The sequence below is a fragment of the Bdellovibrio sp. GT3 genome, from assembly GCF_037996765.1.
Lineage (GTDB): Bacteria > Bdellovibrionota > Bdellovibrionia > Bdellovibrionales > Bdellovibrionaceae > Bdellovibrio.
In genome coordinates this window covers 1486309-1510381 of record NZ_JBBNAD010000005.1, presented here as the reverse complement: position 1 = coordinate 1510381, position 24073 = coordinate 1486309, and the positions used below count along the sequence as shown (strand labels likewise).

22 protein-coding genes and 1 tRNA gene are annotated in these 24073 nt (G+C 47.3%); 11 read left to right on the top strand and 12 right to left on the bottom strand.

Features of this window, described 5'->3' with window-relative positions:
* Window positions 1–37: 37 nt before the first annotated feature.
* Entirely contained in the window at window positions 38–424 is a 387-nt protein-coding gene (locus AAAA73_RS14760; protein WP_340599240.1) for a hypothetical protein, read from the bottom strand.
* 355 nt (window positions 425–779) lie between these two features.
* Here AAAA73_RS14760 and spoVG point away from each other — a divergent pair, with 355 nt between their 5' ends.
* Together spoVG and AAAA73_RS14750 are read left to right on the top strand one after the other, a co-directional pair.
* Window positions 780–1106, top strand: a complete 327-nt coding sequence (gene spoVG / locus AAAA73_RS14755) for a septation regulator SpoVG (RefSeq protein WP_340599239.1) — start codon at window positions 780–782, stop codon at window positions 1104–1106.
* Window positions 1107–1373: 267 nt separating this feature from the next.
* Window positions 1374–1449 (top strand) — tRNA-Gln (locus AAAA73_RS14750).
* Window positions 1450–1521: 72 nt separating this feature from the next.
* Here the strand turns inward: AAAA73_RS14750 and AAAA73_RS14745 are convergent.
* Complete coding sequence (locus tag AAAA73_RS14745; protein ID WP_340599238.1) at window positions 1522–2082, bottom strand: GNAT family N-acetyltransferase; 561 nt, start codon at window positions 2080–2082, stop codon at window positions 1522–1524.
* A gap of 309 nt (window positions 2083–2391) precedes the next feature.
* On the opposite strand from AAAA73_RS14745, the gene AAAA73_RS14740 reads away from it, so the two are divergent.
* The 3 genes from AAAA73_RS14740 (at window position 2392) to AAAA73_RS14730 (ending at window position 4172) form a co-directional block, all read left to right on the top strand.
* Entirely contained in the window at window positions 2392–2952 is a 561-nt protein-coding gene (locus AAAA73_RS14740; protein ID WP_340599237.1) for a pentapeptide repeat-containing protein, read from the top strand.
* 184 nt (window positions 2953–3136) lie between these two features.
* Complete coding sequence (locus AAAA73_RS14735; RefSeq protein ID WP_340599236.1) at window positions 3137–3586, top strand: hypothetical protein; 450 nt, start codon at window positions 3137–3139, stop codon at window positions 3584–3586.
* Between the two features lie 124 nt (window positions 3587–3710).
* Complete coding sequence (locus AAAA73_RS14730; RefSeq protein WP_340599235.1) at window positions 3711–4172, top strand: hypothetical protein; 462 nt, start codon at window positions 3711–3713, stop codon at window positions 4170–4172.
* A gap of 97 nt (window positions 4173–4269) precedes the next feature.
* Here AAAA73_RS14730 and AAAA73_RS14725 read toward each other — a convergent pair whose 3' ends face one another.
* Entirely contained in the window at window positions 4270–5349 is a 1080-nt protein-coding gene (locus tag AAAA73_RS14725) for a hypothetical protein (RefSeq protein ID WP_340599234.1), read from the bottom strand.
* 182 nt (window positions 5350–5531) lie between these two features.
* Here AAAA73_RS14725 and AAAA73_RS14720 point away from each other — a divergent pair, with 182 nt between their 5' ends.
* A complete protein-coding gene (locus AAAA73_RS14720) occupies window positions 5532–6653 on the top strand; it encodes a BamA/TamA family outer membrane protein (RefSeq protein WP_340599233.1) in 1122 nt (373 codons plus the stop codon).
* Window positions 6654–6663: 10 nt separating this feature from the next.
* Here AAAA73_RS14720 and AAAA73_RS14715 read toward each other — a convergent pair whose 3' ends face one another.
* A complete protein-coding gene (locus AAAA73_RS14715) occupies window positions 6664–7599 on the bottom strand; it encodes a hypothetical protein (protein ID WP_340599232.1) in 936 nt (311 codons plus the stop codon).
* Window positions 7600–7684: 85 nt separating this feature from the next.
* Window positions 7685–8482, bottom strand: a complete 798-nt coding sequence (locus AAAA73_RS14710; protein ID WP_340599231.1) for a DUF4423 domain-containing protein — start codon at window positions 8480–8482, stop codon at window positions 7685–7687.
* Between the two features lie 154 nt (window positions 8483–8636).
* Here AAAA73_RS14710 and AAAA73_RS14705 point away from each other — a divergent pair, with 154 nt between their 5' ends.
* Together AAAA73_RS14705 and AAAA73_RS14700 are read left to right on the top strand one after the other, a co-directional pair.
* A complete protein-coding gene (locus AAAA73_RS14705; RefSeq protein ID WP_340599230.1) occupies window positions 8637–9032 on the top strand; it encodes a hypothetical protein in 396 nt (131 codons plus the stop codon).
* Window positions 9033–9383: 351 nt separating this feature from the next.
* Window positions 9384–11804: an MHYT domain-containing protein gene (locus tag AAAA73_RS14700; RefSeq protein WP_340599229.1), complete on the top strand. Its 2421-nt coding sequence runs from the start codon at window positions 9384–9386 to the stop codon at window positions 11802–11804.
* Here AAAA73_RS14700 and AAAA73_RS14695 read toward each other — a convergent pair.
* The 4 genes from AAAA73_RS14695 to AAAA73_RS14680 form a co-directional block, all read right to left on the bottom strand.
* On the bottom strand, window positions 11788–14160 hold the full coding sequence (locus AAAA73_RS14695) for a LamG-like jellyroll fold domain-containing protein (protein WP_340599228.1): 2373 nt from the start codon (window positions 14158–14160) through the stop codon (window positions 11788–11790). The genes AAAA73_RS14700 and AAAA73_RS14695 overlap by 17 nt on opposite strands.
* Window positions 14160–15188 (bottom strand): LysM peptidoglycan-binding domain-containing protein, encoded by a 1029-nt coding sequence (locus tag AAAA73_RS14690; RefSeq protein WP_340599227.1) that lies wholly within the window; start codon window positions 15186–15188, stop codon window positions 14160–14162. The genes AAAA73_RS14695 and AAAA73_RS14690 overlap by 1 nt, the downstream gene beginning before the upstream one ends.
* A gap of 147 nt (window positions 15189–15335) precedes the next feature.
* Entirely contained in the window at window positions 15336–16013 is a 678-nt protein-coding gene (locus AAAA73_RS14685; RefSeq protein WP_340599226.1) for a glycerophosphodiester phosphodiesterase, read from the bottom strand.
* A gap of 8 nt (window positions 16014–16021) precedes the next feature.
* A complete protein-coding gene (locus tag AAAA73_RS14680; protein WP_340599225.1) occupies window positions 16022–16483 on the bottom strand; it encodes a hypothetical protein in 462 nt (153 codons plus the stop codon).
* Between the two features lie 296 nt (window positions 16484–16779).
* On the opposite strand from AAAA73_RS14680, the gene AAAA73_RS14675 reads away from it, so the two are divergent.
* A complete protein-coding gene (locus tag AAAA73_RS14675) occupies window positions 16780–18516 on the top strand; it encodes a tetratricopeptide repeat protein (protein ID WP_340599224.1) in 1737 nt (578 codons plus the stop codon).
* 83 nt (window positions 18517–18599) lie between these two features.
* On the top strand, window positions 18600–19832 hold the full coding sequence (gene pepT / locus AAAA73_RS14670; protein WP_340599223.1) for a peptidase T: 1233 nt from the start codon (window positions 18600–18602) through the stop codon (window positions 19830–19832).
* A 6-nt stretch (window positions 19833–19838) separates the two neighbouring features.
* Here pepT and AAAA73_RS14665 read toward each other — a convergent pair whose 3' ends face one another.
* Together AAAA73_RS14665 and AAAA73_RS14660 are read right to left on the bottom strand one after the other, a co-directional pair.
* Entirely contained in the window at window positions 19839–20330 is a 492-nt protein-coding gene (locus AAAA73_RS14665) for a hypothetical protein (RefSeq protein WP_340599222.1), read from the bottom strand.
* Between the two features lie 40 nt (window positions 20331–20370).
* A complete protein-coding gene (locus AAAA73_RS14660) occupies window positions 20371–21876 on the bottom strand; it encodes a methyl-accepting chemotaxis protein (protein ID WP_340599221.1) in 1506 nt (501 codons plus the stop codon).
* 269 nt (window positions 21877–22145) lie between these two features.
* Here AAAA73_RS14660 and AAAA73_RS14655 point away from each other — a divergent pair, with 269 nt between their 5' ends.
* On the top strand, window positions 22146–23516 hold the full coding sequence (locus AAAA73_RS14655) for a short-chain fatty acid transporter (RefSeq protein WP_340599220.1): 1371 nt from the start codon (window positions 22146–22148) through the stop codon (window positions 23514–23516).
* A gap of 4 nt (window positions 23517–23520) precedes the next feature.
* On the opposite strand, the gene AAAA73_RS14650 is transcribed toward AAAA73_RS14655, so the two are convergent.
* Entirely contained in the window at window positions 23521–24060 is a 540-nt protein-coding gene (locus AAAA73_RS14650; RefSeq protein WP_340599219.1) for an inorganic diphosphatase, read from the bottom strand.
* Between the last annotated feature and the right edge of the window lie 13 nt (window positions 24061–24073).

The window sequence follows — 24073 nt, the reverse complement described above, 5'->3', positions numbered from 1 at the left end:
CCCGGGGATTTTTCATTTTCATCTTGTCAGAAAAAAATTAATTGGAAGAGCAGCTGTAGGTCGCTTCAGAACCGTCAAAGTATTTCCAGGTAAGCTCGCCACGTTGAGAAAACGCTGATTTTTTAAGGGAGTACTTGATCCCGATAGGACCGCCCTTAGGTGCGCCATTTTCAAGCAAACGAACATGGCCGAATTGGATGGTTTGTTCGTCCTCTGCAACTTTGTTTGCGATCACTTCGCGTTGATCATTTTCGATATAGAATTTTGCACGAACTATGTTGCCATCCTGAGCCGGATACAGGGTCACGTGATTTGGCAAAAACGAATCGTTAGTGTGAGTTTGCATACAGTCCAGGGACGGGCTTGCAGCGTGAGCTTGAGATGTCGCAACAACAACTAACAATAAAGCCAAAAGCGTTTTCATGATTTACTCCGAATTAAAATGTGTACTTGAATACGGTAAGAATTCCCACACAACCCTGTTTCAGTCACGTTACCCCCAAGGCGTCTGAATTTATTGCCAGTTGCCCAAACCCTCCCCTGGCTTGTCCCCATCACCAAACCAAGTTGAACACCGCTTCCAGACGTAGATGCTTAACGATCGCCCTTTTGTAAGTGGGAAAGTGTTTCAAGCTGAGACAAAATCTATCAAAGACCCGATATTTTGGAACTTTCCTCGACCTAGGTCTTCAGGTTTTCGCAGCACCGTCCGAAATAGAGATCGGACCATAGTATGGCTCCATTGGTAGCAACAAGATCAGCACCTAGAAAGGGACTCTATGAAAGTCACCGAAGTGAAAGTTTTCCCGGTCAACGAGGATCGCCTCAAGGCCTACGTCTCCATCACGCTTGATGGTTGTTTCGTGGTCCGCGATCTGAAAGTCATCCAAGGCACCAGCGGCCTGTTCGTCGCGATGCCCTCCAAAAAAAGAAAAGACGGCCAATTCCGCGATATCGCGCATCCCCTAAACCAGGAAACGCGCCAGATGATCGAGGATATGGTCTTTGAAGCATATGAAAACGAATTAAAGTCCATGGGCGAAACCCTAGTGAACCTGAAACGCCAGAAGGCGCCAGGCAGCGATTACGGCAGCGACGAGTATTAAACAAACGCGCTCACCAGGAGTTTGAAGAACCCTGCTCACACGCCAAGTTTCGGAACCATTTGTGGAGGCTCTGAAACCGGAGGCGGCTTCAAAACCCAAGGACAGTTTTGCCCGCTCTTGCAGCAATCCCTGCACTAGCGGGCTTTTTTATTGGAAAAATCCCCACTCTTCGACCGGATTCTTAAGCTATCCCACAGTTCGCACCGCGTCACTGATTGCAATCTTCACGCAAAATCCGTAGTTTAGCGATTCAACCGTTCATCTTGTTGGGGTATCGACAAGTTGGTAAGTCAACAGATTTTGATTCTGTCATTCGCAGGTTCGAGTCCTGCTACCCCATCCATTTAAAACCACCGCAAGGTGGTTTTTTAGTTTTAAGACCCTTAAAAATCGACCGGCTCAATGCCTTGAAACTTTATATGATTTTTGATCTGGTCGTTTTACGATAAGAAATAGCATCCCGAGACTCTGATCCAAATGCCGGAAGCACCAGTCGGTCTTTTAAAGTTTCAACTTTGAGGAAACCAGATTTCTCTAACACTCGTTGAGTGGCAATATGCTCAATATCCACCGCAGTGCTGATAGATGTTACTTCATCTTGTTCAAGAAGCCAGTTTGTCGCGAGGCTACAAGCTTCCGAGGCGTATCCACATCCAATGTGCTCAGCAGAGATTCCATAATGTATTTCTGCTTCTTGCAGTTTAATGAATACCAGAAAAATACCAATGGGCTCAGATCCGTCGATCTTTGAAATGACCCATGCAAAAGGCTCACCCGGTGAAACCCACGCATCACGAGTCCATTTCTTTAGAAATGTTTCGACTTGTTCCACCGAACGATACGGTTGCCGCGCCAGGAATTTTGACGACTCCATAGAACCGAAATAATGAAGGAACAAAGGACTTGCATCGCCATTCATTTCCTGACGAAGGCAAAGACGAGAGCTTTTGAGTTCTTTTGGCCTTATTCCACCCATATCAACTTTTACCTATCAACACCTTACAAGTCACTTAACACGCTTTGTGTTAAAACGACATTTCCCATATCTTTTTTTTGGCCCTTTAATGAAGCACAAAGCCCGCGTCCTGCAGTTATTTTTAAAACCAGAGATCGGCGCAAATCGTGGGGTGCAAAAAACCCGGTATTCGGGAAGTTAGAGCGGTTGGCATTTCTAAAATCACCAAGTCTTTACCTATGACCATCCTTTTCCTTCGCAGTCCCCGTTCTCAAAATATTTCCCTTAGCCCCATCGACTTTCAATGCTAACCCTGTAGAAGGAGGCCACATGAAATACACCTCGGCGAACGAAAATGATTTGATCAATCTGCTTGCAGAAAGCAGATCCGAAATCTCTGGCTTTGAATTTGAAAAATTGGATCTGACAGAGCAGGATTTGAAAAGTGCCGTCTTTATCGACTGCAAATTTACCGGCTGCAACTTTGCAAACTGCTCTTTTTTAAACATCGCCCTTCGAGGTGTGGATTTCGAAGATTGCAATTTAATGGGCATCAATTGGACTGAAGTTCGCAAGAACGGCAGCTTTTCGTTCCTAACCTGCAAACTTGATTATAGCAGCTTCCAGTCTGTGGATCTTCGCGGTGTAAACTTTAATAATTGCGTAATTCGAGAAGCCGACTTTTCGGGAGCCAATTTAACAAAGTCTTCCTTTGCTGGAGCAAATCTTTCGGGGACTTCATTTTCAAATGCCAACATTGAGAAAGCTGACTTCAGGGGAGCCAGAAGTTACTTTATTGATCCCAAATTCACAAAAATCAAAGACGCTCAATTTTCTGTGCCCGAAGCCCTGGTTTTAATTGAAGCGATGGGAGCCAAGGTGGATTTCTAAAATCACCAACCCGGATGAACTTTCGACTCAGGCTTTCAATCAAAGCGGTATCAGAAATACAACTTTCCTATGCTGCAAAAGACCACCAGTTTAGTAAACATTTGTATTGAGCGCGGAGTCATGGTCTTTCTTTGACCTTTTACTCTAGTCCGGTCACCTTTAGTGCATGTTCATGGAGGGTTTTATGAAAAGTCTATTTTTGACTGGTGCGATTTTATTGGTTGGTGGTTTGGCGCAGGCTGCGCAAATTCACTGCGAAGGCTCTTACTACTGGTACAACTTCAAAGCGGATGCGATCACGTCTGGCAATCAAATCGTAAGCGATATTATTGTTACTGTGAGTGGCGGATCCAGCAAACAAATCGCGATGCAAGTAACTTCAAGTGATGTTCAAGAAGGCCAATACATCCGTGCAACGGCAACAGGCAATGGTGCCTCTGGTCGCTTGGAAGCCAGGTTCGATCGTTCCTCAAGATCTTACGAAGGAACTTTGCAAGCTAACACTTCTGAAGGCAATGCGAACGTAGACGTGGTTTGTACAATGTCTAAAGGCTTGTACCCAGAATTCGATATGTCGATTGAAGAGGCTACAGAACTAGGTCTTTACCCGGTTGAGCAATTCACAGCTGAATAAAACGCCCCACGTGCGGCAAATCTGCCGCACTTTGCGACTTCAAAGTTAGCGGTTATTTAAAAGCCCGTGCTACAACTCCATTCGTTGAGACAAACAAACTTAAACGATTAAAAATGGAGTTCTTATGAAAGTAGCAAAGGCAGTTCTTTTCACAGCTGTTATGGCATTGGGCATTTCATCCTTCGCCAAAGGAGAGTATGCAGAGCCCGCAGTAGGCAGCCGTCCAGTAATCAATTGTTCGTTCACAGAGCCATTCTTTGATATCACTATCACGGGCAAACAAGTATACCGCGGTGACAGCTCACAAATTTTCTCCGAAGGTGACATCGTAACTTATAGAGACCCAGTTACTTCGGAAGATGGCGTTTACGAGAAAAACACAACCGTTCTGGATGTTTCTGTGAACTATCGCTATATCACCGTGAAATTTGACCTGGGTGCTCCACATGGAGTTCACATTCTGCATATCGATAGAGCAACCCAAGGATCAGATGGCATGTCAGATGAGGTCTACCCAATGGAAGGCACGTCCTTCTCATTGTCAAGAATGCAAAGCACAGAAGTCACTGGCTGCCGCTTCCACTAATTTTACATACTCATGTTGATGTAAAAAACCACGGGTTCTAACCGTGGTTTTTTATTTTGTGAGATCGAAATTCTAATGCCAGCTCACGGAATGCCCATCACTGTCCGAGATGGATTTTAGGATCGTACTTTTCGTATTTGGGTTCCTTCCATTTATTTCTAAGCAGGTCCGCAAATATCTTATCCCATTTGCCGACATACTGACCGGACGCCCACTCTTGCAGAACGATTCTCCCCAACTTGGTGGACTTTTTGAATCTAGCGACAAGCTTGCCATCTTTAACGGTGAATATTTCAAATCCTGCTTTGCCGACGCCGATCACAGTTTGTCCATCCGGGGAAATAAAAGCATCTTCTTTGCCTTTTAGTTGTGATCTTAATCCCTCCGGCACCAGTGGACCCACCTCTAGTGTGTCGACCTTTCGTTTGGATGAAAAGTCGGTTCCATAGCCACATAATCGATGCGTAGGCAAATAGCCTTCAAACTCCCAAGTGAACTTACTGCGCTTCACGCTCCAACCAATGTTATCGTACTCAGCATTAGCAAGACATTCCTTATCATTCTCATCGCCCGGCTTTATAGATTTCGCTTCTTTAAGAAATTCATTGCCGCCGATAGAATCAAAATATCCTGACTTATCCGCTCCAATGGACCGAACTTTATAGTCGAAACTTTGATCAGGATGAACACCGCCGTCATAGTATACTGATTCGGCATACAGCACTGACTTACTTGTGACCAAATTAATCCAAGTAGACATCTCATAGGTGCCTGGCGCATCGCAATCTAGACACTCCTCCCCTTCGGCTGCGGCTCTCTTCTTTCTTTTCTTTTCTGCTTTTGCTTGAAGTCTTTCTGCTTCCGCGCAGGATAGTAGTGACACCACTGGCTGCTCATCCTTGGGTACGACATATAGGTACTGACTTTTGCCGATACTCAAATCAAGATTACAGCCTGCCTTGGTACCAACCCGGTAAAACCCTTTTCCAGATGGAACCAACAAATCATTTAACGGCCCCGCAACAAATGCCTTTCCGTCCCGCATGCCCAACCAATAGGTTTCATAGGCATATCCGCTATCACCACGATGCTTCCCAAAACCCAAAAGAACACCAACATCCTGAGCCACAGAAACACTTGATACCAAGAAAAGTAAAATACACACGAAGTAGTTCATTGATAAATGGTAAGCCATTTAAAACGAAAATATAGTTTATTGTTTAGTTTCCAGAGACTCGCCGAACAAAACCCACACCAATAATCCCCCAATGACTATTGCCACTATCCCACAATACTTTTTGCGGTTTCCCCTGGGTTTTATTCCAATATGTTTCAGCACTGAAGCAGGGGAGATCGTTCATGAAATTCATAGTGGCTCTTTTGCTTCTTACGTTTTTTTCAACAGCTCAGGCCCAATCTATTTTTATCGATCCCCAGGATGGCTTTCTGGATGGCAGCGAGTGGCTGCTGAAGCACAAGGGCTTTTTGCCGGTACCGATTATTATTACTGAGCCCGCTGTTGGCTATGGCTTAGGGGTTGCGCTCGTCTTCATGCATGAGACCGAGGATTCTAAAAACAGCACCGCGCAAAAATTCATCGCTCCTACGGTCTACGGAGTTCTGGGTGCGGCCACTGAAAACGGCACCCAATTAGGGGGCGGCTTTTTTATGCATAACTGGGATCATGATCATTGGCGATATTTGGGGGCCGCGATGGCAGCTTCAATCAACCTGGATTTTTATGGCAACTCCGGATTCCAAAGCCAACGGCAATTTGATTTAGGATACAATTTGAAGGGCTGGCTTATGTTTCACGACCTGCGCCGACGCTTTGAAGACAGCAACTTCTTTTTGGGCCTGCGCTATATTTACTCTGATTTGAACGTTAGTTTTGAGAACGTGCCGCCTCCCCTTGCCGCCTTGGACCCAGAGCAAGAAAATCGAAATGGGGGCGCTTCGGTACTGATCAGTTATGACAGTCGCAACAACACCCTCTCCCCAGACAATGGATTTCTTGCCGAGTATCGCTACAATATCTATAGCGAAAACCTGGGTGGTGATCTGAACTATCATACGCAAGATTTGGATTTGCAGGGATACTTTCGCGTCAATCCCCAGTGGGGCTTGGCGACTCGTTGGCTGAATAACTGGATTGATGACAATGGGCCCTTTTATGCCAAGCCATTTATAAATTTGCGTGGCATCCCCAAAATGCGCTATCAAGGCGATGTCGCAACTTCCTTGGAAGGAGAGGCCCGCTATAGTCCCCACCCTCGCTGGCAAATTCTGGGATTTGGTGGCGTAGGTAAAGCGGGTGATGAATTTAGTGATTTATCTTCGGCTGAAACAGCAAGTTCCTATGGCTTGGGCTTTCGCTACCTGATCGCCAGACTGCTTGGATTCCAAATGGGCTTGGATGTGGCTCGCGGCCCGGAAGAAACAGTTTTTTATATTCAAGCTGGCGGTCCTTGGACTTTCTAAAGGCTTCCAATCACTTGCAATCAACCACTGCCAAGCCATAGAGAGCATTTTTGAATACACCGAGTAGGCCTTCGGAATTCTGGACTGTTAAAAAGTCACATCTGGTATTGCCACAGCTTTTGCTGGTGAATTCCAATTCCATATCGTTGGACTTATCTTCAACTTTTACCGAAATCGGCGCACCCGCAACCCGCTTCGCCAACGCTCTAAATTCTGCCACTTTATCCTTGGACAACGCCAGGATTCTGGCACTGGACTTTGACGTTGAGGCAACAATCAGATTGTTTCCAATTTGCTGAATATGCAATACCGACTGAACACATTGGCCAGTACTCGCAATGTACGAATTGTTCGCCGTAAAAGAATAACCTTTGGCAACGTAAGAATCATAGTTTTGCAGGAATGCGCCTGAGATCTGGTATTCACGATCATCGATTCGTGCAAGTCCCAGGTACTCGTGCAGAAGAATTGCCATCGCCCGGCTTTGAACTTCCAGCAAATCCAAACCGCAAAGCCTGTTGGTGATGAATATCTCATTGGTATTCGGATAGTTAATCGCATCCTTAAGCTGCCCATCCAAGCTCAGGCTGTCTGCGATATAGAATTTGGCCTCTGAAATCTTGAACAAAAGAGTATCCTTTTGATTTTTAGTCAAAAGGTTCGGCATATCGGCAAGAAGGCTTATTAGCTTCTCCGTGTTTTGATGAATTGACAGCGCACAGGAGTTTCCTCCCCCGCCGGACCGAGGCCCCTCAACCGGAGGCTTCATTTTAAGGTCCTTCAGATTCTTACTTAAAGAGTTATCAAGGATCATCGCCGCCTTAGGACCCGCCTCAGGGGCTGTTATCTTTGGCTTTAGCGCTGGTTCTTCCGCCAATGCATTAAAGGCAAAAAGCGTCACACAGGTGATTAAAATTTTTGCGCCACAATGTCTGAAGTCCATCATAAAGTCCTTTGCATTACTTTAAGCTCTCTAGCAAAAGGTAATACAAAGGACGTGCCGGAGCCGTGTCTCAATTTGAGACTTTCGTTTACACGCGGAAAAGATCGATATTCAAGCAAAAGGCGTCTTCAGGCTCCGAGGGGTCTGCAACCTTATTGAAGTCGTTGATAAATAACGCAATTTTCTTTTTTAACTTCTCAAAATCCTCTTCGGAAAAAGACTGAACGGCACTGTAATGAGTGGCCTCGCGGTCATTTTTTTGAATATTGTCGATGGCGCGGGCCCGCCAGTTCGTATGATGCCCACTGATCAACACACTTTTATCATCCAAGTGTAAATTTGAAGAATTCCAGCGGTACTTATCACCACTTTTTTTAATAAGTTCCATCTTTTCCAGGTAGTTCACAATCATGGCGATGCTTTCCTGATTCAAACTTAATCTTTTCCCCAGACTTGCCATACTTTGAAACTGAGGCACAGAAGCAAGGGTGTGCACGGCAATGGACATCCAGGTTGCATAGTAGAGACCCATGTTTGAATCCCCTTCGCTCACAATCAACGAGTCCTTTTGCTGATTCTTAAGCCTAAAGGCCTCGCGACTCATATCCTTGGCCTTGCCCTCAAGGCGCCGTCGAAGTGCCGGAGCAACGGCCTTCTCCTTTTCGACCAATAGATAAAAATAATCCTGCTCTTGGTCCGAAAGATTCATGTATCCCGCAATCCCAAAAGCCTGATCCAGGCTTAACTGCCCTTTCCCCCTTAGGCAGCCCGACAAATATGACTTTTGCGTGTTCGCCGCATCCGCCAAACGAGTAAGGGCCCCGCGTTCAGATTCACAATACGCCTTCAAAAATGTCTTATAGGACTTGTATTCAAATATATTCATCAGAGCCCGAGCCCTTCCATGATCAGAGTTTAGACAACTGTACACCAAATATGAACATTTAGTACATTAATTCAGAACATCTATCTGTTTTTAGACTAACTCCCAGGGCATATTGCACTTGGCTCAATTCAAAATATTAAAAAAGGAGTTCTAAATGAAAAAGTTATTTTGCGCTCTATTGATGATGGGACTTAGCTCTACCGCTCTTGCTGCCAAGCCGTACTATGTATGCTCTCTGGTAATGGCTGATCGCACAGTCCAGGCTGATGCAGAAATTCTGATTCAATTTAAAGACGGCATGATTGCTTACCAAGGTGAGACGACTGGGACTTGTATCGGTGAGGTTAAGTATCAGGGCACTGATGGCCACTACGGCACTAGAATCACCTATGATGGCATGTCCAAACATGGTAAGGCCAACTTGAAATGCATGACGTTTTCAACTGCCCACTGGTTTGCAACTTCCGAAGGTTCTGCATCTATTCTTGATATGGTGGAACTTGGCAGCATCTATGACAGAACGACTTGGGCAAAATATTCCTGCAAATAATTTTCTGCAGGAACGCCGGAAAAATATGAAAACAAAAAAGTCGCTGGAACCCAGCGGCTTTTTTTTTGGCATCAGCTAGCCCCCCAGAGAGGGTCTCTGTCTCCTAAAGCAACAGGTACCGTCTCGTCTCAAGACCAGCCATTCGGTTCGGTTTTGCACCGCTCCGATGTGAAGACATCTTCATGCGTCCGTCATAGCTACCTCAAAGCAGTTCACTACCATTATAAAGGTCCCGTACTAAGGATTAGTTTAGGCGGATCATTCATTACATGAATCAAATGTTATCTTGTTTGATTACCCGTGTTCATTTGGTTAATTTAATGAAGACAACAAAGTATCGAGGAGTTCATTTTGTGCGGCGGTTTTAAGTTCGGAGAAGTCATGACCCACGCCTACAATCAGGAGCTCGTCGCCCTATCCATTCTGATTGCGACGCTAGGGGCCTTTGTTGCCTTGAATGTCGTTCTTCGAATCAAAGAGTCCCTAGAAAAAAACAATCCCCTTTGGCTGCTGGGTGGCGCCATTGCTATGGGATTGGGCATTTGGAGTATGCACTTTATCGGCATGCTGGCCATGGAGATGCCCGGGGTCACCATCGGCTACGATCTGGGACTTTCCATTCTTTCCGTCGTCGTCGCAATCGGCGCATCCCTGGTGGCCTTCTACATCGTCAACCGCGTCAAGGTCTCAATCCTGAGCCTGATTCTAGGTGGCCTTTCGATGGCGGTCGCAATTTCGGGAATGCATTACATCGGCATGGCGTCGATGGAAATGCCCGCACGAATTATCTGGCGCATGGACCTAGTCGCTCTTTCGGTTTTGATTGCGGCCCTGGCGTCGTTTGCCGCCTTGGGCGTATCGCTGATGTTCCGAACCACAAAAAGAATCAATCTGCTGCATGTGTTTTCAAGCTTGCTGATGGGAATTGCAGTTTCCGGCATGCACTATACGGGAATGGCTGCGGCTGAGTTCGTTTACGAAGACAAGCTCACTCCTCTGCACAAAGGTGTGGTCCTTGGAACGCAATCGGTTGCGAACGTGGTTATTGCCGCGACCTTCATGATTTTATTTGTAGCCTTGATCGCCTCCGGATTTGCGCGAATCCTGGTCCGCAGAGCAAAAGAAGCCCGTGAAGCGATCTCCAGCCGTGATATTTTATTAAAAGAGGCGCAACAGATTGCCCAACTGGGAAGTTGGGAGCGAAGTATCGATGGATCCACGATCAGTATGTCCGAAGAGATGTACAATATTTATGGGCTCGAAAAAAACACGACGGTAAACTCGCACTCCTTCAATGAACACTTTGCTCCCGAGGACCTGGAAAATATTCGCCAGGCCATACACAACGCTGTTGAAAGCAAAACATCTTTCAATTTCGATCATGCAATCAGACTTCCAAATGGCGTCTCTAAATTTGTGCAAACTCGTGGCCAGGTTGTACTGAATGAGCAAGGTAACGTCCTGAAAATTGTCGGCACCACTCAGGACATCACAGATCGTAAAGAAATTGAGAAAAGACTTTTGGAAACACAGGCGGAGCTTGAGACTCGCGTGCAACAACGCACTGCTGATCTGGAGCAAGCTCTGATTCGGGAAAAAAGAGCCAAAGAACAAGCCGAGGATGCCACCAAGGCCAAAATGAATTTCCTGGCTAATATGAGCCACGAAATTCGCACACCGATGAATGCGATTCTGGGTTTTGCAGATTTATTGGGAGCAGAGAAACTGAATGCCGAACAGGAAATCCTTCTGGCCCGCATTCAAAACAACAGTACTCTTTTACTGCGCATCATTGACGACATTTTGGATTTATCCAAGTTTGAAGCCGGCAAAATGCCGATTGAAAAGTCCCTGATGCCCTATTACAGCCTGGTCGAGGATGTGACAAAATCCCTTTCCCTGCTTGCGCAAAAAAAGGGAATCACCATTGAAGTTGAAAAAACGGGAGAACTCCCTGCTTACATCTATTCGGATCCCGTGCGAGTGCGCCAAATCCTGGTAAACTTGATTGGCAATGCCGTGAAGTTTTCAGAAAAAGGTCCCATTCAGATCCGGGTGAAAGCTGAACGACTGAACGGCAAGGTCCGCCTCCTCACTGAAGTGCAGGATTTCGGGATCGGTATTTCTGAAGACGGACAAAAACAGATCTTTCAGGCCTTCGGACAAGCGGACTCTTCGATCATCAGAAAATTCGGCGGAACCGGACTGGGACTTGTCTTGTCACGCCACTTTGCCCGCGCCCTGGGTGGAAATTTGTCTTTACTTGAAAGCACCGTGGGAGTTGGCAGCACCTTCCTTTTCACTCTGACCACCGAGGCCGAAGAGAACCTGAACTCTGCGAATATCCCAACAACTAAAAAACCAAAACCAACAGTGACCTTGGCGGATTTTGCCGGTCAGACAGTTCGCGTGCTTCTGGCCGAGGATACACCAGACAATCAAATCCTGATTCGTGCCTACTTGAATTCTGATAATTTCAACGTCACCTTTGCCAACAACGGTTTTGAAGCGGTCCGCTTGGCAACAGCTCAGGAATTCGATCTTATTTTGATGGATATTCAAATGCCGGGGTTGGATGGACTGCAGGCCACCGCCAAGCTGCGTGAGCAAGGATATAAGAAACCGATCATCGCCCTGACGGCTCATGCCCTGCGCGAGGAAGTGGAAAAATCCCTGGAAGCCGGCTGCAATGCCCACCTGACAAAACCAATCAATAAATCAGATCTGTTGCGCGCGATTAAAGATGCCATGGAAACTACGGAATCCCCGTAACCACTGCATTCGACAGGGACATCGGGTCTGTGCCAAATACTCCCGAGGTAAAATAAGCGCGGATCTTTAAAGCCCCCGTGCCCACTTCACGATGAAAACTTTTGATGTTGGCATTCACTTCGGACACCGTGTTTGCGGTTAAGCTTCCCGAGGCGGCAACCCAGCCGCTGCCATCATGATAGTAAGGATTGCCATTGCGAAGTAACTGATACTTCACTCCCCCAGTGCCCGAGCTGCTGGCGGCAAAACTGTGCAGGTAACTGTAAGTGATCTCAGAACTGGTTACCGATGGACTTAAAATACTGTACACCACTGGCGTCACCGACACCGAACTGATTTTGGGAGTCAACGAAACCGAATCTGTTTCCAGAGTCGCTTTATATTGAAAGTCTTTTTCGGCGGTAAATCCCGGTATCGTTAAATTGGTGATGTTCGACAGCGTGGTGTTGTTAAACTCAGAATAAAAGCTGGTCGACAAACCATCCGGTCCCACAAAAGGTTCTGTGGTGCAACTGCTGGTGCAGGCCCGAACTTGGAACTTGGATCGCATGGCGCCCCGCTGGTAGCGATCCAGGATCTCGGTTGACCCCAGAGTGCGGGAATAGAATGCGACTTCGTCAATCAGACCTTTATAGTAGTTGGTATTACTTTTCATCGCTCCGATATAAAAAGAGGCTTGTGTTGGATCCGGAGTCGAAATCGCACTTTGTGACGTCGTCTGAGTCCAGACACTGACGCCATTCACATATAACGTCAGCACTTTCGTTGACCCTTTAAATGTCACGGTGATGTGCTGCCAAACATTTTCAAGAACCACATAGGTTGAAGTGTAGCGATTGGTCGATGAGTTGATGTCGATATTCAGGTACTTGCTGGTATAGGCAAAGATCGCAAATGCGTAGTTCGTACCACCCGAACCCACGCGGTACGATGCCAGTGGCGCTGGATTTCCATTGATTGCGCCGACTGCCGGTTTGATCCACGCCTCAAAAGTCATATCAGCCATTCCCGAGAGTTCTGTGTGCGCCGGGACTTCGATGTATCCGCCGTTTAAGTTTGCCGAGTTTCCAAACTTTCCACTGTTACTGACCGATACCGCTCCGGTAATTTTGGCAGTGTGCCCGCGACCGGAACTGTCCGTGACATCGTATGTAGTCCCCCCGGCCCAACTGCTTTCATCAAGATGAAGCAGCAATAAGTTACTGCTCATATCGACGTTGCCCGAGCCATAGCCGGTCTCCACACCACGATTGTTGGGCAGCTTTTTACCGGCGGGAATCAGAGACGTAAACGAAAGCCCTGTCCATGCCATGTTCGCTGCCGAAGTAAAGTGTCGCGAGGTCAAACTTCCTGAGCCACTGCTCATTCCGGTGGCGTTTAGGTGTAACCCATTGGGGCTGGTCCATGTCGTGTTCGTGGTGCTGGCAGCAGCACCAAATCCGAAAGAGGTGTCATTGCTGTTATCGACACTGAGATCCCGAAGCCTTAAAAGGGAAGCCGTGTACTCAAGGCTTGTATCAGACAGTGTATAGCTTGCTGAATTTGCGGAATTAAAATTCCACGTTTGATTTAGGCTTAAAGCCTGCACCGTCACCGTCGCTGTGAGTGAACTTAATCCCACCGGGTTGCTGATACTGATGACTTTGCTTCCGGCAGTGGTGCCCGTGACAGATCCTGTGGTTACCCCACTGGCATTGGTCACTGCGGACGGCTGAGTGAGGGCTGCTCCGGTTGAACCAGTCGCAAGAGTGACACTTTGCCCGCTGATAGTGTTTCCATGGGCGTCCTTTAAGGTCACGGTCACGACAGAGGCATCGACGTCGTCAGGAAGAATATTCGCTACAGAAGCGGAAATTAACGAAGTCGATGCTGAGGCCGCGTCCGGTGAAATCGCGAATGTCGATGAGGTATCTGAGGTGTAACCAGAACTTGAGGCAGTGAGTACGTACCCACTTCCCGCTTTTTTAATTCGCAGATTGGTGAACACCGCTTGTCCCGAGGCATTGGTAGTTGCGGTGGTCGTTCCTTCCAAAACCGCACCGGATGGCCCCGCACTGAGGGCTGCGGTAATTACGACTCCGGAAGTAGCGATATCATTTCCGCCAGAGTCCTTCATCTGAACAGTCATGGATAAATTATTATCTGCAACTGCGTCGGTCGGATCCGTAACCACGGCAACTGCCACCGCCACAGGCGTTGGAGATGGTGTGGGAGTTGGAGATGGTGTCGGTGTTGGCGCCGGCGACTCGTAACCGGGGGAAAATGCAGTATCGGCTTTCGATGAATCCCCCAGGGGGTTGCTGCATCCGGTAATTGCAAAAGCTAAAATAAGAAATGTACCGAATTTATATTTCATCAGAATGCATACCCCAATGAAAATCCGAAAAGCACTTCGGTCATCTTTTGCTCAACTATTTCAGAATCCTGGGACTCATAAGAAACCCCCACATGTTGCTGCAAAAGAAGACCGTTCTTTTGTGTCCGCAGATGAAGATCAAACTCGGACTGAGTTCCTTCCTGAATTTTTTGAACTCCCGACCCTTGAGACATAAGATAGTTGAAACGACCTGAAACCCCCAATGTATGGTTTCGCCAATTGGCGAAATCATAGCCAATTCCCAATCCAATAAACGGTATAGTTGAAAGGTCCCATTGATAAAGGCTCGCGGATTCTCTGCGCACAAATATCTGCTGACGAATGCCACCTGAAACTTGTGCGTGAAACCCGCTGTCCCAGATTTTTTCAAGCGAAACTTCACCGCGCTTGGTATCTGGCGCATCGTTCAATGTGATCGTCGCGTCCGGTGAAAGGTATTTGTTTTTTTGAATGGAGAATTCAGTCTTCCATAGAATCTGTGGAACGATCTCCATAACCAGGGACAGACGATATCGATTCATCAAATCAGACACGTAACTTGCTTTGCCACCACTTAACACATCACGAGCTTCGATTTTGGAATATACAAAATCAATCCCCAAAGCAAAAGCGACATCCCGATCCAGCGTCTTTTCAGATTTGCATACAAAATCTGTGACTTGAGGCTGAGGTGAAGGTTGTATCTGCGGTGGAGGTTGCGATTCGGGCTGTGACGGCTCTGCTGATTTCTCTTCAGCGGCCACCATGCGAGTCATCTTGACGGATTCTGGTAATGTGATTCGAGTGCCCGGTGCAATGCTGTGTGGATTTTGTATATGAGGATTTAAGGAAAGAATCTGTGCAAGGAAGCCATGTTTACCGTAAATCCGCTCGCTGTCGTTTTTGTATCTTTGCGCAACGGCGCTGAGGGTGTCGCCGCTGGAAACTTCAATAGCTACCGCCCAGGCCTTCTCACCTGCTGTTAAGAAACAAACAAAGAACGTAATCCAAACTGTTTCCAACCTCATGTTTAGAATTTCTCATATTTCTCCCTGTCGCATAACATACTGATTTTATTTTGATTTATATTCTAGACGATAATCGCTGGACGAAGACCTAGCTGGACCAGGCCTTCATACTGAACCATTTCTTAACTGAAATTCAACAGGCAGGGATCAACCCCACTCCATGGCAGTAAATGGAGTATCGGTTCCAAGGAAATCAACACCAAGGGCTTTCATCTTTTTGAAGACTTCAATGTCGTTGGCATTCCAAGCGGTGACCTTAAGGTTCTGTGCATGACATTTCTTAACAACGGACTCATCAATCCAGTTTACGCTCAGGGAAATCCCGTCAGCTTTTGCCGCGCGAACGATTTCCACCGGATTCATCGGTAATCCAAAAAGCAAACAGGTGGTTTTAATTTCCGGATTCGTGGTTTTGAATTCATGCAACCAATTATGGTTAAAGGAAATGACGGTCACCCGTGAAATATCAAACCGTTGTTTTAGCAACTCGCCAAGCTTCGCAAAATTACCTGGGGACTTCACTTCAATCTGCAACTCCATGGCGGAGCTTTTATAAAGTTGTAGCACGTCCTCGAGCTTTGGCAGCTTATCACCCTCTTTGGTGCGAACTTGGGAAAGCTCTTCCCAGGACTTAACAGCGACAGGACCGGATGAGGTTGTCGTGCGATCCAGGGTGTCGTCGTGATGGACCACCCACACCCCGTCGGCGCACTGGTGAATATCAAACTCCACCACTGTGACTTTTGATTTAAGCAACGCCTCAAAGGAGCGCATCGTATTTTCAGGAGCCCGGTCGCGGGATCCTCGGTGGCCCATTAACTTCATAGTGCCTTTTAGCGAATCTGAAAACCTTCGCAGGAAATTTTAGTGTCACGATATGGGAATTGACGATCAATTCGGCCTTCAGCTTTCAACGGAAAGCCACTATCATCAACTTTAATTTTAAGAGAGTTGATAACTTGATAAGGCGCGCCGAACTCATTTGGCTCTTCGTCCCTTTGTTTTAGCTTCAGTGTGTTCCCCGAATAAGTCTGCTTGGAGTCAACCGCGACAAAAACCGTTTCGCCCAAATCATTTGCAAGTTGCAGGTACTTCATTCCGTCCAGCAGATACCCGCCCGACATAGAAAGCGTGCACCCTTTACCAAGCTTGGATCCTTCGGACCGAAACTGAACTGCATCATAGGACTTGGGCAGTTTCGCGTAGTTCTCTACAAAATTTTGCACACCGGACTGAGCCCATGCCATTGAACCAAAACTCAAAGAAAGTCCTGCCACCATAAATTTTAGAAACACAAATCACCTCATATCGGGAGTCATATTAAAGCCGGCACAATACACCAAATCCGGCTCTTATGGCCTTTTAAGTTCTGATCATTTGCAAAGAGTTCCTGACTGTCCATACAGTCAACACACCACCTTTGACCCGAACCATTACTACAGCATCCCTCACAATAAACCACGCAAACCGCACCCATGGCCAGTTTCAGGCGACAAAGAGCGGGCTAAAAGACGAGGACTTTCCCCGATCTAGAACAAATTTATTATAAATCTGCAAAGTTCTTTACACTGTATCCTGACAAGGAGAACAGATGCTTTCTTTCGTTAAAACAAATGCAAGTATTGGTCTTTTGCTTACCCTTACCGCTTGCGCAGGAATGTCCACGAAATCGTTGGAGTCCCAGCAACTAGCAAGCATCAACGCTCCCAACTCGCCTGTTGATCCTTTAAATGTGCGGGCCCAAGCTGACTATCAATTCATTGTCGGTGATGTTTACAGCCGCGAGGGCAAACCCGCGCAAGCCATTAAATTTTTCGAGAAAGTGGCAGCTTTGGATCCAAACTCCGCAGCCGTTCATCTGCGCCTGTCCACTGAGTATCAGAAAACCAAAAAGAATAAAGAAGCCCTTAAGCACGCCGAACTTGCCGTTCAAAAAGATGGCAACAATATCGAAGCACGCCTGGTTCTGGCGAAGCTTTATTCTGCAGAAAAAAACTATGACAAGGCCATCTCTGAATACAACACGGTGTTGAAACTTGATCCAAAGAATACTGATGCGCCCGTTTATATTGGTGCACTTTATGCTGATAAAAAAGAATACGCCAAGGCAGAGCAGTACTACAACAACCTGTTAAAGGATTCAAAGTACTCGGCCCCTCATGAAATTCACTATTATCTGGGTCTGATTCGCTTGGAGCAAAAAGGTGCACAGCATGAAGCGGCGGCTGAAGCGGCATTTAAAAAAGCGCTAAAGTCCAAAGACGACTATGAAGATGCCCTGGTCTCCCTGACGGATCTTTATTTAAAACAGAAGAACCGCGGCAAAGCCCTTGCTTTGTGCCTTGATTTCCAAAAACAACATGGCTTCGTGGCCAGTGTTGCCGACAAAATTTCGCAGATCTATATCGACGATGGCAATATGGATAAAGCCTATGAACAATTCGAAGTCATTGCCGGAGGTGCCAACTCCTCTTTGGAAGCACAGATGAAAATGGCGCTTATTTTGATTAAACAAAAACGCCACCCTCAGGCCATCGCAAGCTTGAAGCACATTCTGGCGCAAAGCCCAAGTGCCCATGCCGCTCGTTATTACCTGGCCGCTGTCTATGAGGAGTTGGGGGATGCGGAAAACGCGATTCGCAACTTTATGATGGTCCCTGCAACCAGCGAGCACTTCAGTGACTCGATCGTGCATGCGGCTTATTTACTCAAAGGCCAGGGCAAGGTTAATCAGGCCCTGACTCTGACTGAAAATGGTCTTAAATCGAATGCCGGCAAAGCACAGATGTATACGATGTATGCCTCCCTGCTTGATGCCAAGGCCGATTACCTGGGGGCTGCTCGTGTATTGGAAAAAGGTCTCTCCAAGTACTCCCACAACGTCGGCTTGTTGTTTCAGCATGCCTTGATATTGGATCGACTGGGCCAAAAAACTGCCATGATTGAACAAATGAAAAAAGTGTTGGAGCTGGAGCCCGATCACGTGCAAAGCATGAGCTACCTGGCGTTTTCAATGGCGGAAATGAATCAACAACTGCCTGAGGCCGAAAAACTTGCCCGTCGTGCTTTGGAACTGAACCCGCAGGACGGCTATGTGATGGATACGTTGGGCTGGGTGTTGTTTAAGCAAAAAAGATTTGCTGAATCCGTGCAAGTGCTGGAGAAAGCCTTTGCGCAGCAATCCTCGGCAAGCATTATCGCCGAACATTTGGGGGATGCGTATTCGATGCAGTCGCAAACTGTAAAAGCGAATGCCATGTACACAAAAGCTGCTGCGCTGTCTTCAGATAAAAAACGCGCCAGCCAAATCCGCGGTAAAATCCAATAAGAATTTAAATTTCCACAGCGGGGTCGTCTTCTGTATAAGACTCCCCGTTGACAGTCTTTAAAAAGACAATCCACAATATCGACATGACTCAGAACCTTGAAAAACAATTAGTGGAACGTTTCTTTAGATATCTTGCCGTCAGTTCACAGAGCGATGACAATGCGTCATCACTTCCCAGCACTCCCGGACAACAAAAGCTTGCAGAACTTTTGGCCGATGAACTTCGATCATTGGGCTTGCAAAACATTGTGATCGATCAAAATGCCACGGTGACGGCGGTAAAGCCCGGCACTAAAAAGGGCGGCCCACGCATTGGCTTTATCACTCATATCGACACGGTTGACGTGGGTTTGAGTCCGCACATCCATCCGCAAATCCTGAAATTCACGGGTGAGGATGTATGCCTGAATAAAAAAGAAAATATCTGGCTGCGCACCGCCGAACACCCCGAGATCCTGCCCTACAAAAATCAGGACGTCATTTTCAGTGATGGCACCAGTGTTCTGGGTGCTGACAACAAAGCCGCTGTTGCGGTGGTGATGACGTTGCTTGCGAATCTTTCCCAGGAACAGCAATACGGCGATATCGTCGTCGCATTTGTTCCTGACGAGGAGATCGGACTCTTAGGAGCCAAGGCCATGGATCTGTCCCGGTTTGATGTGGACTTCGCTTACACCATTGACTGCTGTGAACTTGGCGAGGTTGTGTATGAAAACTTCAATGCCGCAACGGCCGACTTGACGTTCACTGGAGTGACCGCTCACCCGATGTCAGCAAAGGGTGTTTTGGTAAATCCAATATTAATGGCTCAGGATTTTATCAGCCTCTTTGATCGCAGCCAAACCCCGGAAAACACCGCGGGTCGCGAGGGTTATATCTGGTTTAATGGAATGACGGCCACTCAGCAAGAAGCCAAGCTGACCGCTTCCATTCGCGATTTTGACTTAAACAGTTTTGCCATGCGCAAAAAGAAAATTGCCGACGCCACAGCAGAAATTCAGAAGAAATACCCGACCGCTTCGGTCAGCAGTAAGATCACTGACACTTATAGCAATATCAGCAGTGCCCTGGGCGAAGACCGCAGGGCGATTGATTTGATTTTTGCCGGACTTAAGGAAATTGGCGTTGAGCCCAAAGTCATCCCGATGCGCGGAGGCACCGATGGTGCGGCCCTGTCGGCAAAAGGGATTCTGACGCCCAACTTTTTCACCGGCGCTTTGAACTTTCATTCAAAGTACGAGTTTCTGCCAATCCCTTCATTTGTAAAATCCTATGAATTGGCGGAAAAGATTTGTTTGTTGGCGGCTAAGACTTAGTTTGAATTATTTAGGCTTCTTGGCGATAGACAGAAAGTACGCGTTTTCACTTTTCTTGGTGGCGCGAACTTTCTTGGCGGTCTTCTTCTTGGCTGCTGCTGACTTTTCCGCGGAATCAGGCGCATCCATTTTTACCGGAAGTCCCAACAACGGATTTGCCTTCGAGATCTCACGCATCATCTGCTTGACCTGATCCTCGAAGTCATCCTGGTCCGCAGGAATATACAGCCAATCTTTATTGGCCGGATGATTCTCCAAAAACAGATACTTCAGAAAAAAGGCATTCTGGGCTTTTTTTAAGACAGGAAAGATCACACCGTTCCAAAGCTCGAAAGGATAAGACACACCTTTGTGTTCATAAAGCCCGCGACGCTCCACCAGAATCATCACAAGCTTCATATCAACGTAATATGCCATGCCGCCATGTTTGGGATGGGCATCGTATCCGGGCGGCAAAAGCTCTTCGATCCAAAGGAGATCATTAACAGGTGAATCCATGTTTCTATGATTTCCAATGTTTAAAAGAAGATCAATCTAATTAGGCAGCAATTCTTTCTGCATGCACACGCGGCTCTTGGGAATGAAACGAAGTCCCTTCCGCCTTGATCTCGATAGTCGCGTCGCCGCCTTTGATCGTCGTTACCAAAAGGTCCACGATTTGATTCAGTTGGTCTGCTTGTGCTGATAACTCTTCCGCAGCCGCCGAGGCCTCTTCAGATGTTGCCGCATTCACTTGCGTCACTTGATCCAGCTGATTCATCGCTTTGCCAATTTGGGCGACGCCGTTGGCCTGCTCGTCACTGGCAGAGGCAATCTCACGACTGATTTCGGTCATTTTATGGGAAGAAGCCACGATCTCCTGCAGAATTTCCGCACTGGAGCTCACTTCGCTGGAACCCACTTCAATTTTATCAACGCTGCCTTTGATCAATTCTGAGATCTCTTTGGCCGCGGTGGCACTGCGGGACGCGAGAGCACGAACGGCTTCAGCCACGACTGCAAAACCTTTTCCCTGCTCCCCAGCACGGGCAGCTTCAACGGCCGCGTTCAGCGCCAAGAGATTAGTCTGGAATGCGATATCATCAATGACTGTAATGATCTCCTCAATCTTTCTTGAGTCCTTGGAGATTTCATTCATGGATTCTTTAAGCTTCTTAATCGCTTTGTCGCCATTGCCAGCAATAACCTCAGTGTCTGCTGACATCTTGGCGGCTTGATTTGCGTTGGCTGCGTTTGTCTTAATCATTGAAGACAGCTCCTCAAGAGTCGCCACGGTTTCCTCAAGTGAAGCCGCCTGCTCTGAAGAAGCTTCCGCCAACTGAGAAGAGGTGCTGGCAATCTGTTGCGAAGCCTGTCCTACTTGCGTTGAGTTGGAGTTAAGGTCCGAGATCACTCGATTGATAGAGCGCCCAATCGCACGCAGCACCAAGCCTGACATTAATAGACCCAACAAAATTGAAACGGCCGCGCCCACGGTCATCAAGGAATTGGCGCGAGCGTATTCTTCTTCCGCTTCTTTATTATCGGCGGCCATATCTTCGGCCGCACTTGCGATCATACGGTCAGTCACTGCAGTGGTAGCAATACGGATGGGACGACCCTTCTCCAGCAGCAAGGCGACAGCCTCGGAGGCGCGATCCGTATCGACCAGATTAATAATTTCGCGGTTTAGCAAAACCCATTTTTCATAGGGGGCCATAAAATCAGCCAGGTCTTTCAAACCACCAGGACCTGATATTTTTTTACGGGATTCAACCATGTCGCGAATGGCCTTATCACCATCTGTGATTTTGGTTTTACCTTCGCGACGAGCCTCAGCAGACGGATTCAACAAATAATTGCGTTCCTGAATCAATTGATCCTGAAATAATGAGTTTAAAGAATGGTCCTTGTGACTTCTTTGCGCCGTCACTTGAGTGGCCCGCTCCAGAATTTCATTCAAACTTGCCATACCCCAGTAACCCACACCAGTGATCGACAGAGCGCCCACGGTCATAACTCCGACTATACCCATGATTTTGAAATTTAAACTTCGGCTGCGCACGTCGGACTCCTCGTTGATGTATTGATGTCAAAAAAACTTCGGGCTGATGCCGAGCCAACTTTAGGGATTTTATGGGAATTTTACAGCAACGCGAGACTTGCAATTATTCTATCGTACATCAGTCTACTTAATCATGAGGATCCTTTGTGAATAAAAGAGATGGTTGGTCCTGCAAATTAACACTCGTAACAAACAACTCCACCAACTTCCTGCATGACAGACTTTGAACAAAAATATTTAATAGAACTATTCACATAAGAGGTTGCACCATGAATACAAAATCCCCCCGCAATGGCATCTTTCGCAGGCTGATCAGTTTATCTGTCAAAGTCGTAAATGAATACTTACCTGATCCATTCATATTCTGTGCGCTGCTTACTTTTATCGTGTTTATCGCAGCATTCCCGGTGACTGGTATGGGGCCCATGCAGATTATCAACGGATGGTATGAGGGCTTCTGGAGTCTGCTGGGATTTTCGATGCAAATGATTTTAGTGCTGGTTCTGGGGCACGCCTTGGCGAACTCCCGCCCCTGCGCCAGAGCACTGTCCGCTATAGCCTCAAAACTACACACCCCTTCACAAGCCATCCTTGTGGTGTCGTTCGTCTCTCTGGCAGCTTCCTGGTTCAACTGGGGTTTTGGTTTGGTAATCGGCGCCATTTTTGCGAAGGAAATCGCACGGAAAGTTAAGAATGTCGACTACCGCCTGTTGATTGCCTCTGCCTACACGGGATTTCTGATCTGGCACGGGGGACTTTCCGGCTCCATCCCGCTAACCATTGCCACCGATGGTGCTTTAGCCAAAGCCTCCAACAATGTGGTCAGCGGAGCAATCCCTGTCTCTGACACTTTGTTCTCGACCTACAATCTGTTCATTGTGATTGCGTTATTTTTGACAGTTCCCTTTCTGAATCGCTTTATGCATCCGCGCGCTGATGAAGTGGTCACGGTGGACCCGAAGCTGTTAGTGGAAGAAAACATGGACATTGATGAAAGTGGCGCGACCTGGGCGGATCGCATTGAAAATGGACGATGGGTTTCGCTGGTGCTGGCAGGGATCGCGTTGATCTATATCGTGAATTACTTTTTCACGAAGGGTCTGGATCTGAATTTAAATATCGTGAACTTCATCTTTTTGTTCACTGGTGTGCTACTGCACGGAACTCCTCGCCGTTATTTGATCGCCATCCGCAATGCTGCAACCAGTTCCAGTGGCATCATCCTGCAGTTTCCATTTTATGCGGGGATTATGGGATTAATGGTGGTCAAAGGTGACAACGGAGTCTCTATTGCCGGTGCGATGTCGAATTTCTTCGTGGATATTTCAACACAAACCACCTTCCCATTTTTTACATTTATCGCCGCCGGCATCGTGAACTTCTTCGTTCCCTCGGGTGGTGGACAGTGGGCGGTGCAAGCGCCGATCATGCTACCCGCCGCGCAAGAGTTGGGAGTGTCCATTGCGAAAACATCCATGGCCATTGCCTGGGGTGATGCCTGGACAAACATGATTCAACCCTTCTGGGCGTTACCAGCTTTGGGAATTGCGGGACTAGGTGCCCGTGACATTATGGGATTTTGCCTGATCACACTGCTTTATTCTGGAGTGGTGATCTCTGCCGGATTCCTGTTTCTATAAGTCATTATTTTATCAGTTCACTTTTCATATTCTGATATAAATCCCGGGCCTCCAGGATCACCTTGCAGGCCTCGGGTTTACCGTAAAAATCCCGCACTTCGACAGATTTGTTTTCCAAATTTTTATAAATTTCAAAAAAGTTCCGTATCTCTTTCAGGATGTGCGGCGCCAGTTCGTTGATGGAGTTCACGGTGACCATCTCCGGATCATCGGCATGCACGGCGATGATTTTGTCGTCTGACTCCCCTTGATCCATCATGTGCATGTACCCGATGGGTCGAGCCCTCATGATGGACAGCGGATACACCTCTGCTTGGCCCAGAACCAGGATATCCAAAGGGTCATGGTCACCGCAGTAGCTTTGGGGAATGAAGCCGTAGTTGGCCGGATAATGAACAGAGCTGTACAAAACCCGGTCCACCATCAGCAGACCGGATTTTTTATCAAGTTCAAATTTTGTTTTGGAAAATCTGGGAATTTCAATAAGAGCGTTCACCAGTTCTGGTGCGTTCTCGCCCATGTCGACGTCATGCCAAGGATTCATCTGACCACCTCGG

What these genes read in the sequence shown, in the direction of transcription:
- spoVG (WP_340599239.1), top strand. Translation starts at nt 780, where the DNA reads ATGAAAGTCACCGAAGTGAAAGTTTTCCCGGTCAACGAGGATCGCCTC.
- AAAA73_RS14725 (WP_340599234.1), bottom strand. Translation starts at nt 5,349, where the DNA reads ATGAACTACTTCGTGTGTATTTTACTTTTCTTGGTATCAAGTGTTTCT.
- AAAA73_RS14695 (WP_340599228.1), bottom strand. Translation starts at nt 14,160, where the DNA reads ATGAAATATAAATTCGGTACATTTCTTATTTTAGCTTTTGCAATTACC.
- AAAA73_RS14720 (WP_340599233.1), top strand. Translation starts at nt 5,532, where the DNA reads ATGAAATTCATAGTGGCTCTTTTGCTTCTTACGTTTTTTTCAACAGCT.
- AAAA73_RS14690 (WP_340599227.1), bottom strand. Translation starts at nt 15,188, where the DNA reads ATGAGGTTGGAAACAGTTTGGATTACGTTCTTTGTTTGTTTCTTAACA.
- AAAA73_RS14715 (WP_340599232.1), bottom strand. Translation starts at nt 7,599, where the DNA reads ATGATGGACTTCAGACATTGTGGCGCAAAAATTTTAATCACCTGTGTG.
- AAAA73_RS14705 (WP_340599230.1), top strand. Translation starts at nt 8,637, where the DNA reads ATGAAAAAGTTATTTTGCGCTCTATTGATGATGGGACTTAGCTCTACC.
- AAAA73_RS14730 (WP_340599235.1), top strand. Translation starts at nt 3,711, where the DNA reads ATGAAAGTAGCAAAGGCAGTTCTTTTCACAGCTGTTATGGCATTGGGC.
- AAAA73_RS14740 (WP_340599237.1), top strand. Translation starts at nt 2,392, where the DNA reads ATGAAATACACCTCGGCGAACGAAAATGATTTGATCAATCTGCTTGCA.
- AAAA73_RS14655 (WP_340599220.1), top strand. Translation starts at nt 22,146, where the DNA reads ATGAATACAAAATCCCCCCGCAATGGCATCTTTCGCAGGCTGATCAGT.
- AAAA73_RS14665 (WP_340599222.1), bottom strand. Translation starts at nt 20,330, where the DNA reads ATGGATTCACCTGTTAATGATCTCCTTTGGATCGAAGAGCTTTTGCCG.
- AAAA73_RS14650 (WP_340599219.1), bottom strand. Translation starts at nt 24,060, where the DNA reads ATGAATCCTTGGCATGACGTCGACATGGGCGAGAACGCACCAGAACTG.
- AAAA73_RS14685 (WP_340599226.1), bottom strand. Translation starts at nt 16,013, where the DNA reads ATGAAGTTAATGGGCCACCGAGGATCCCGCGACCGGGCTCCTGAAAAT.
- AAAA73_RS14745 (WP_340599238.1), bottom strand. Translation starts at nt 2,082, where the DNA reads ATGGGTGGAATAAGGCCAAAAGAACTCAAAAGCTCTCGTCTTTGCCTT.
- pepT (WP_340599223.1), top strand. Translation starts at nt 18,600, where the DNA reads ATGACTCAGAACCTTGAAAAACAATTAGTGGAACGTTTCTTTAGATAT.
- AAAA73_RS14710 (WP_340599231.1), bottom strand. Translation starts at nt 8,482, where the DNA reads ATGAATATATTTGAATACAAGTCCTATAAGACATTTTTGAAGGCGTAT.
- AAAA73_RS14675 (WP_340599224.1), top strand. Translation starts at nt 16,780, where the DNA reads ATGCTTTCTTTCGTTAAAACAAATGCAAGTATTGGTCTTTTGCTTACC.
- AAAA73_RS14760 (WP_340599240.1), bottom strand. Translation starts at nt 424, where the DNA reads ATGAAAACGCTTTTGGCTTTATTGTTAGTTGTTGTTGCGACATCTCAA.
- AAAA73_RS14735 (WP_340599236.1), top strand. Translation starts at nt 3,137, where the DNA reads ATGAAAAGTCTATTTTTGACTGGTGCGATTTTATTGGTTGGTGGTTTG.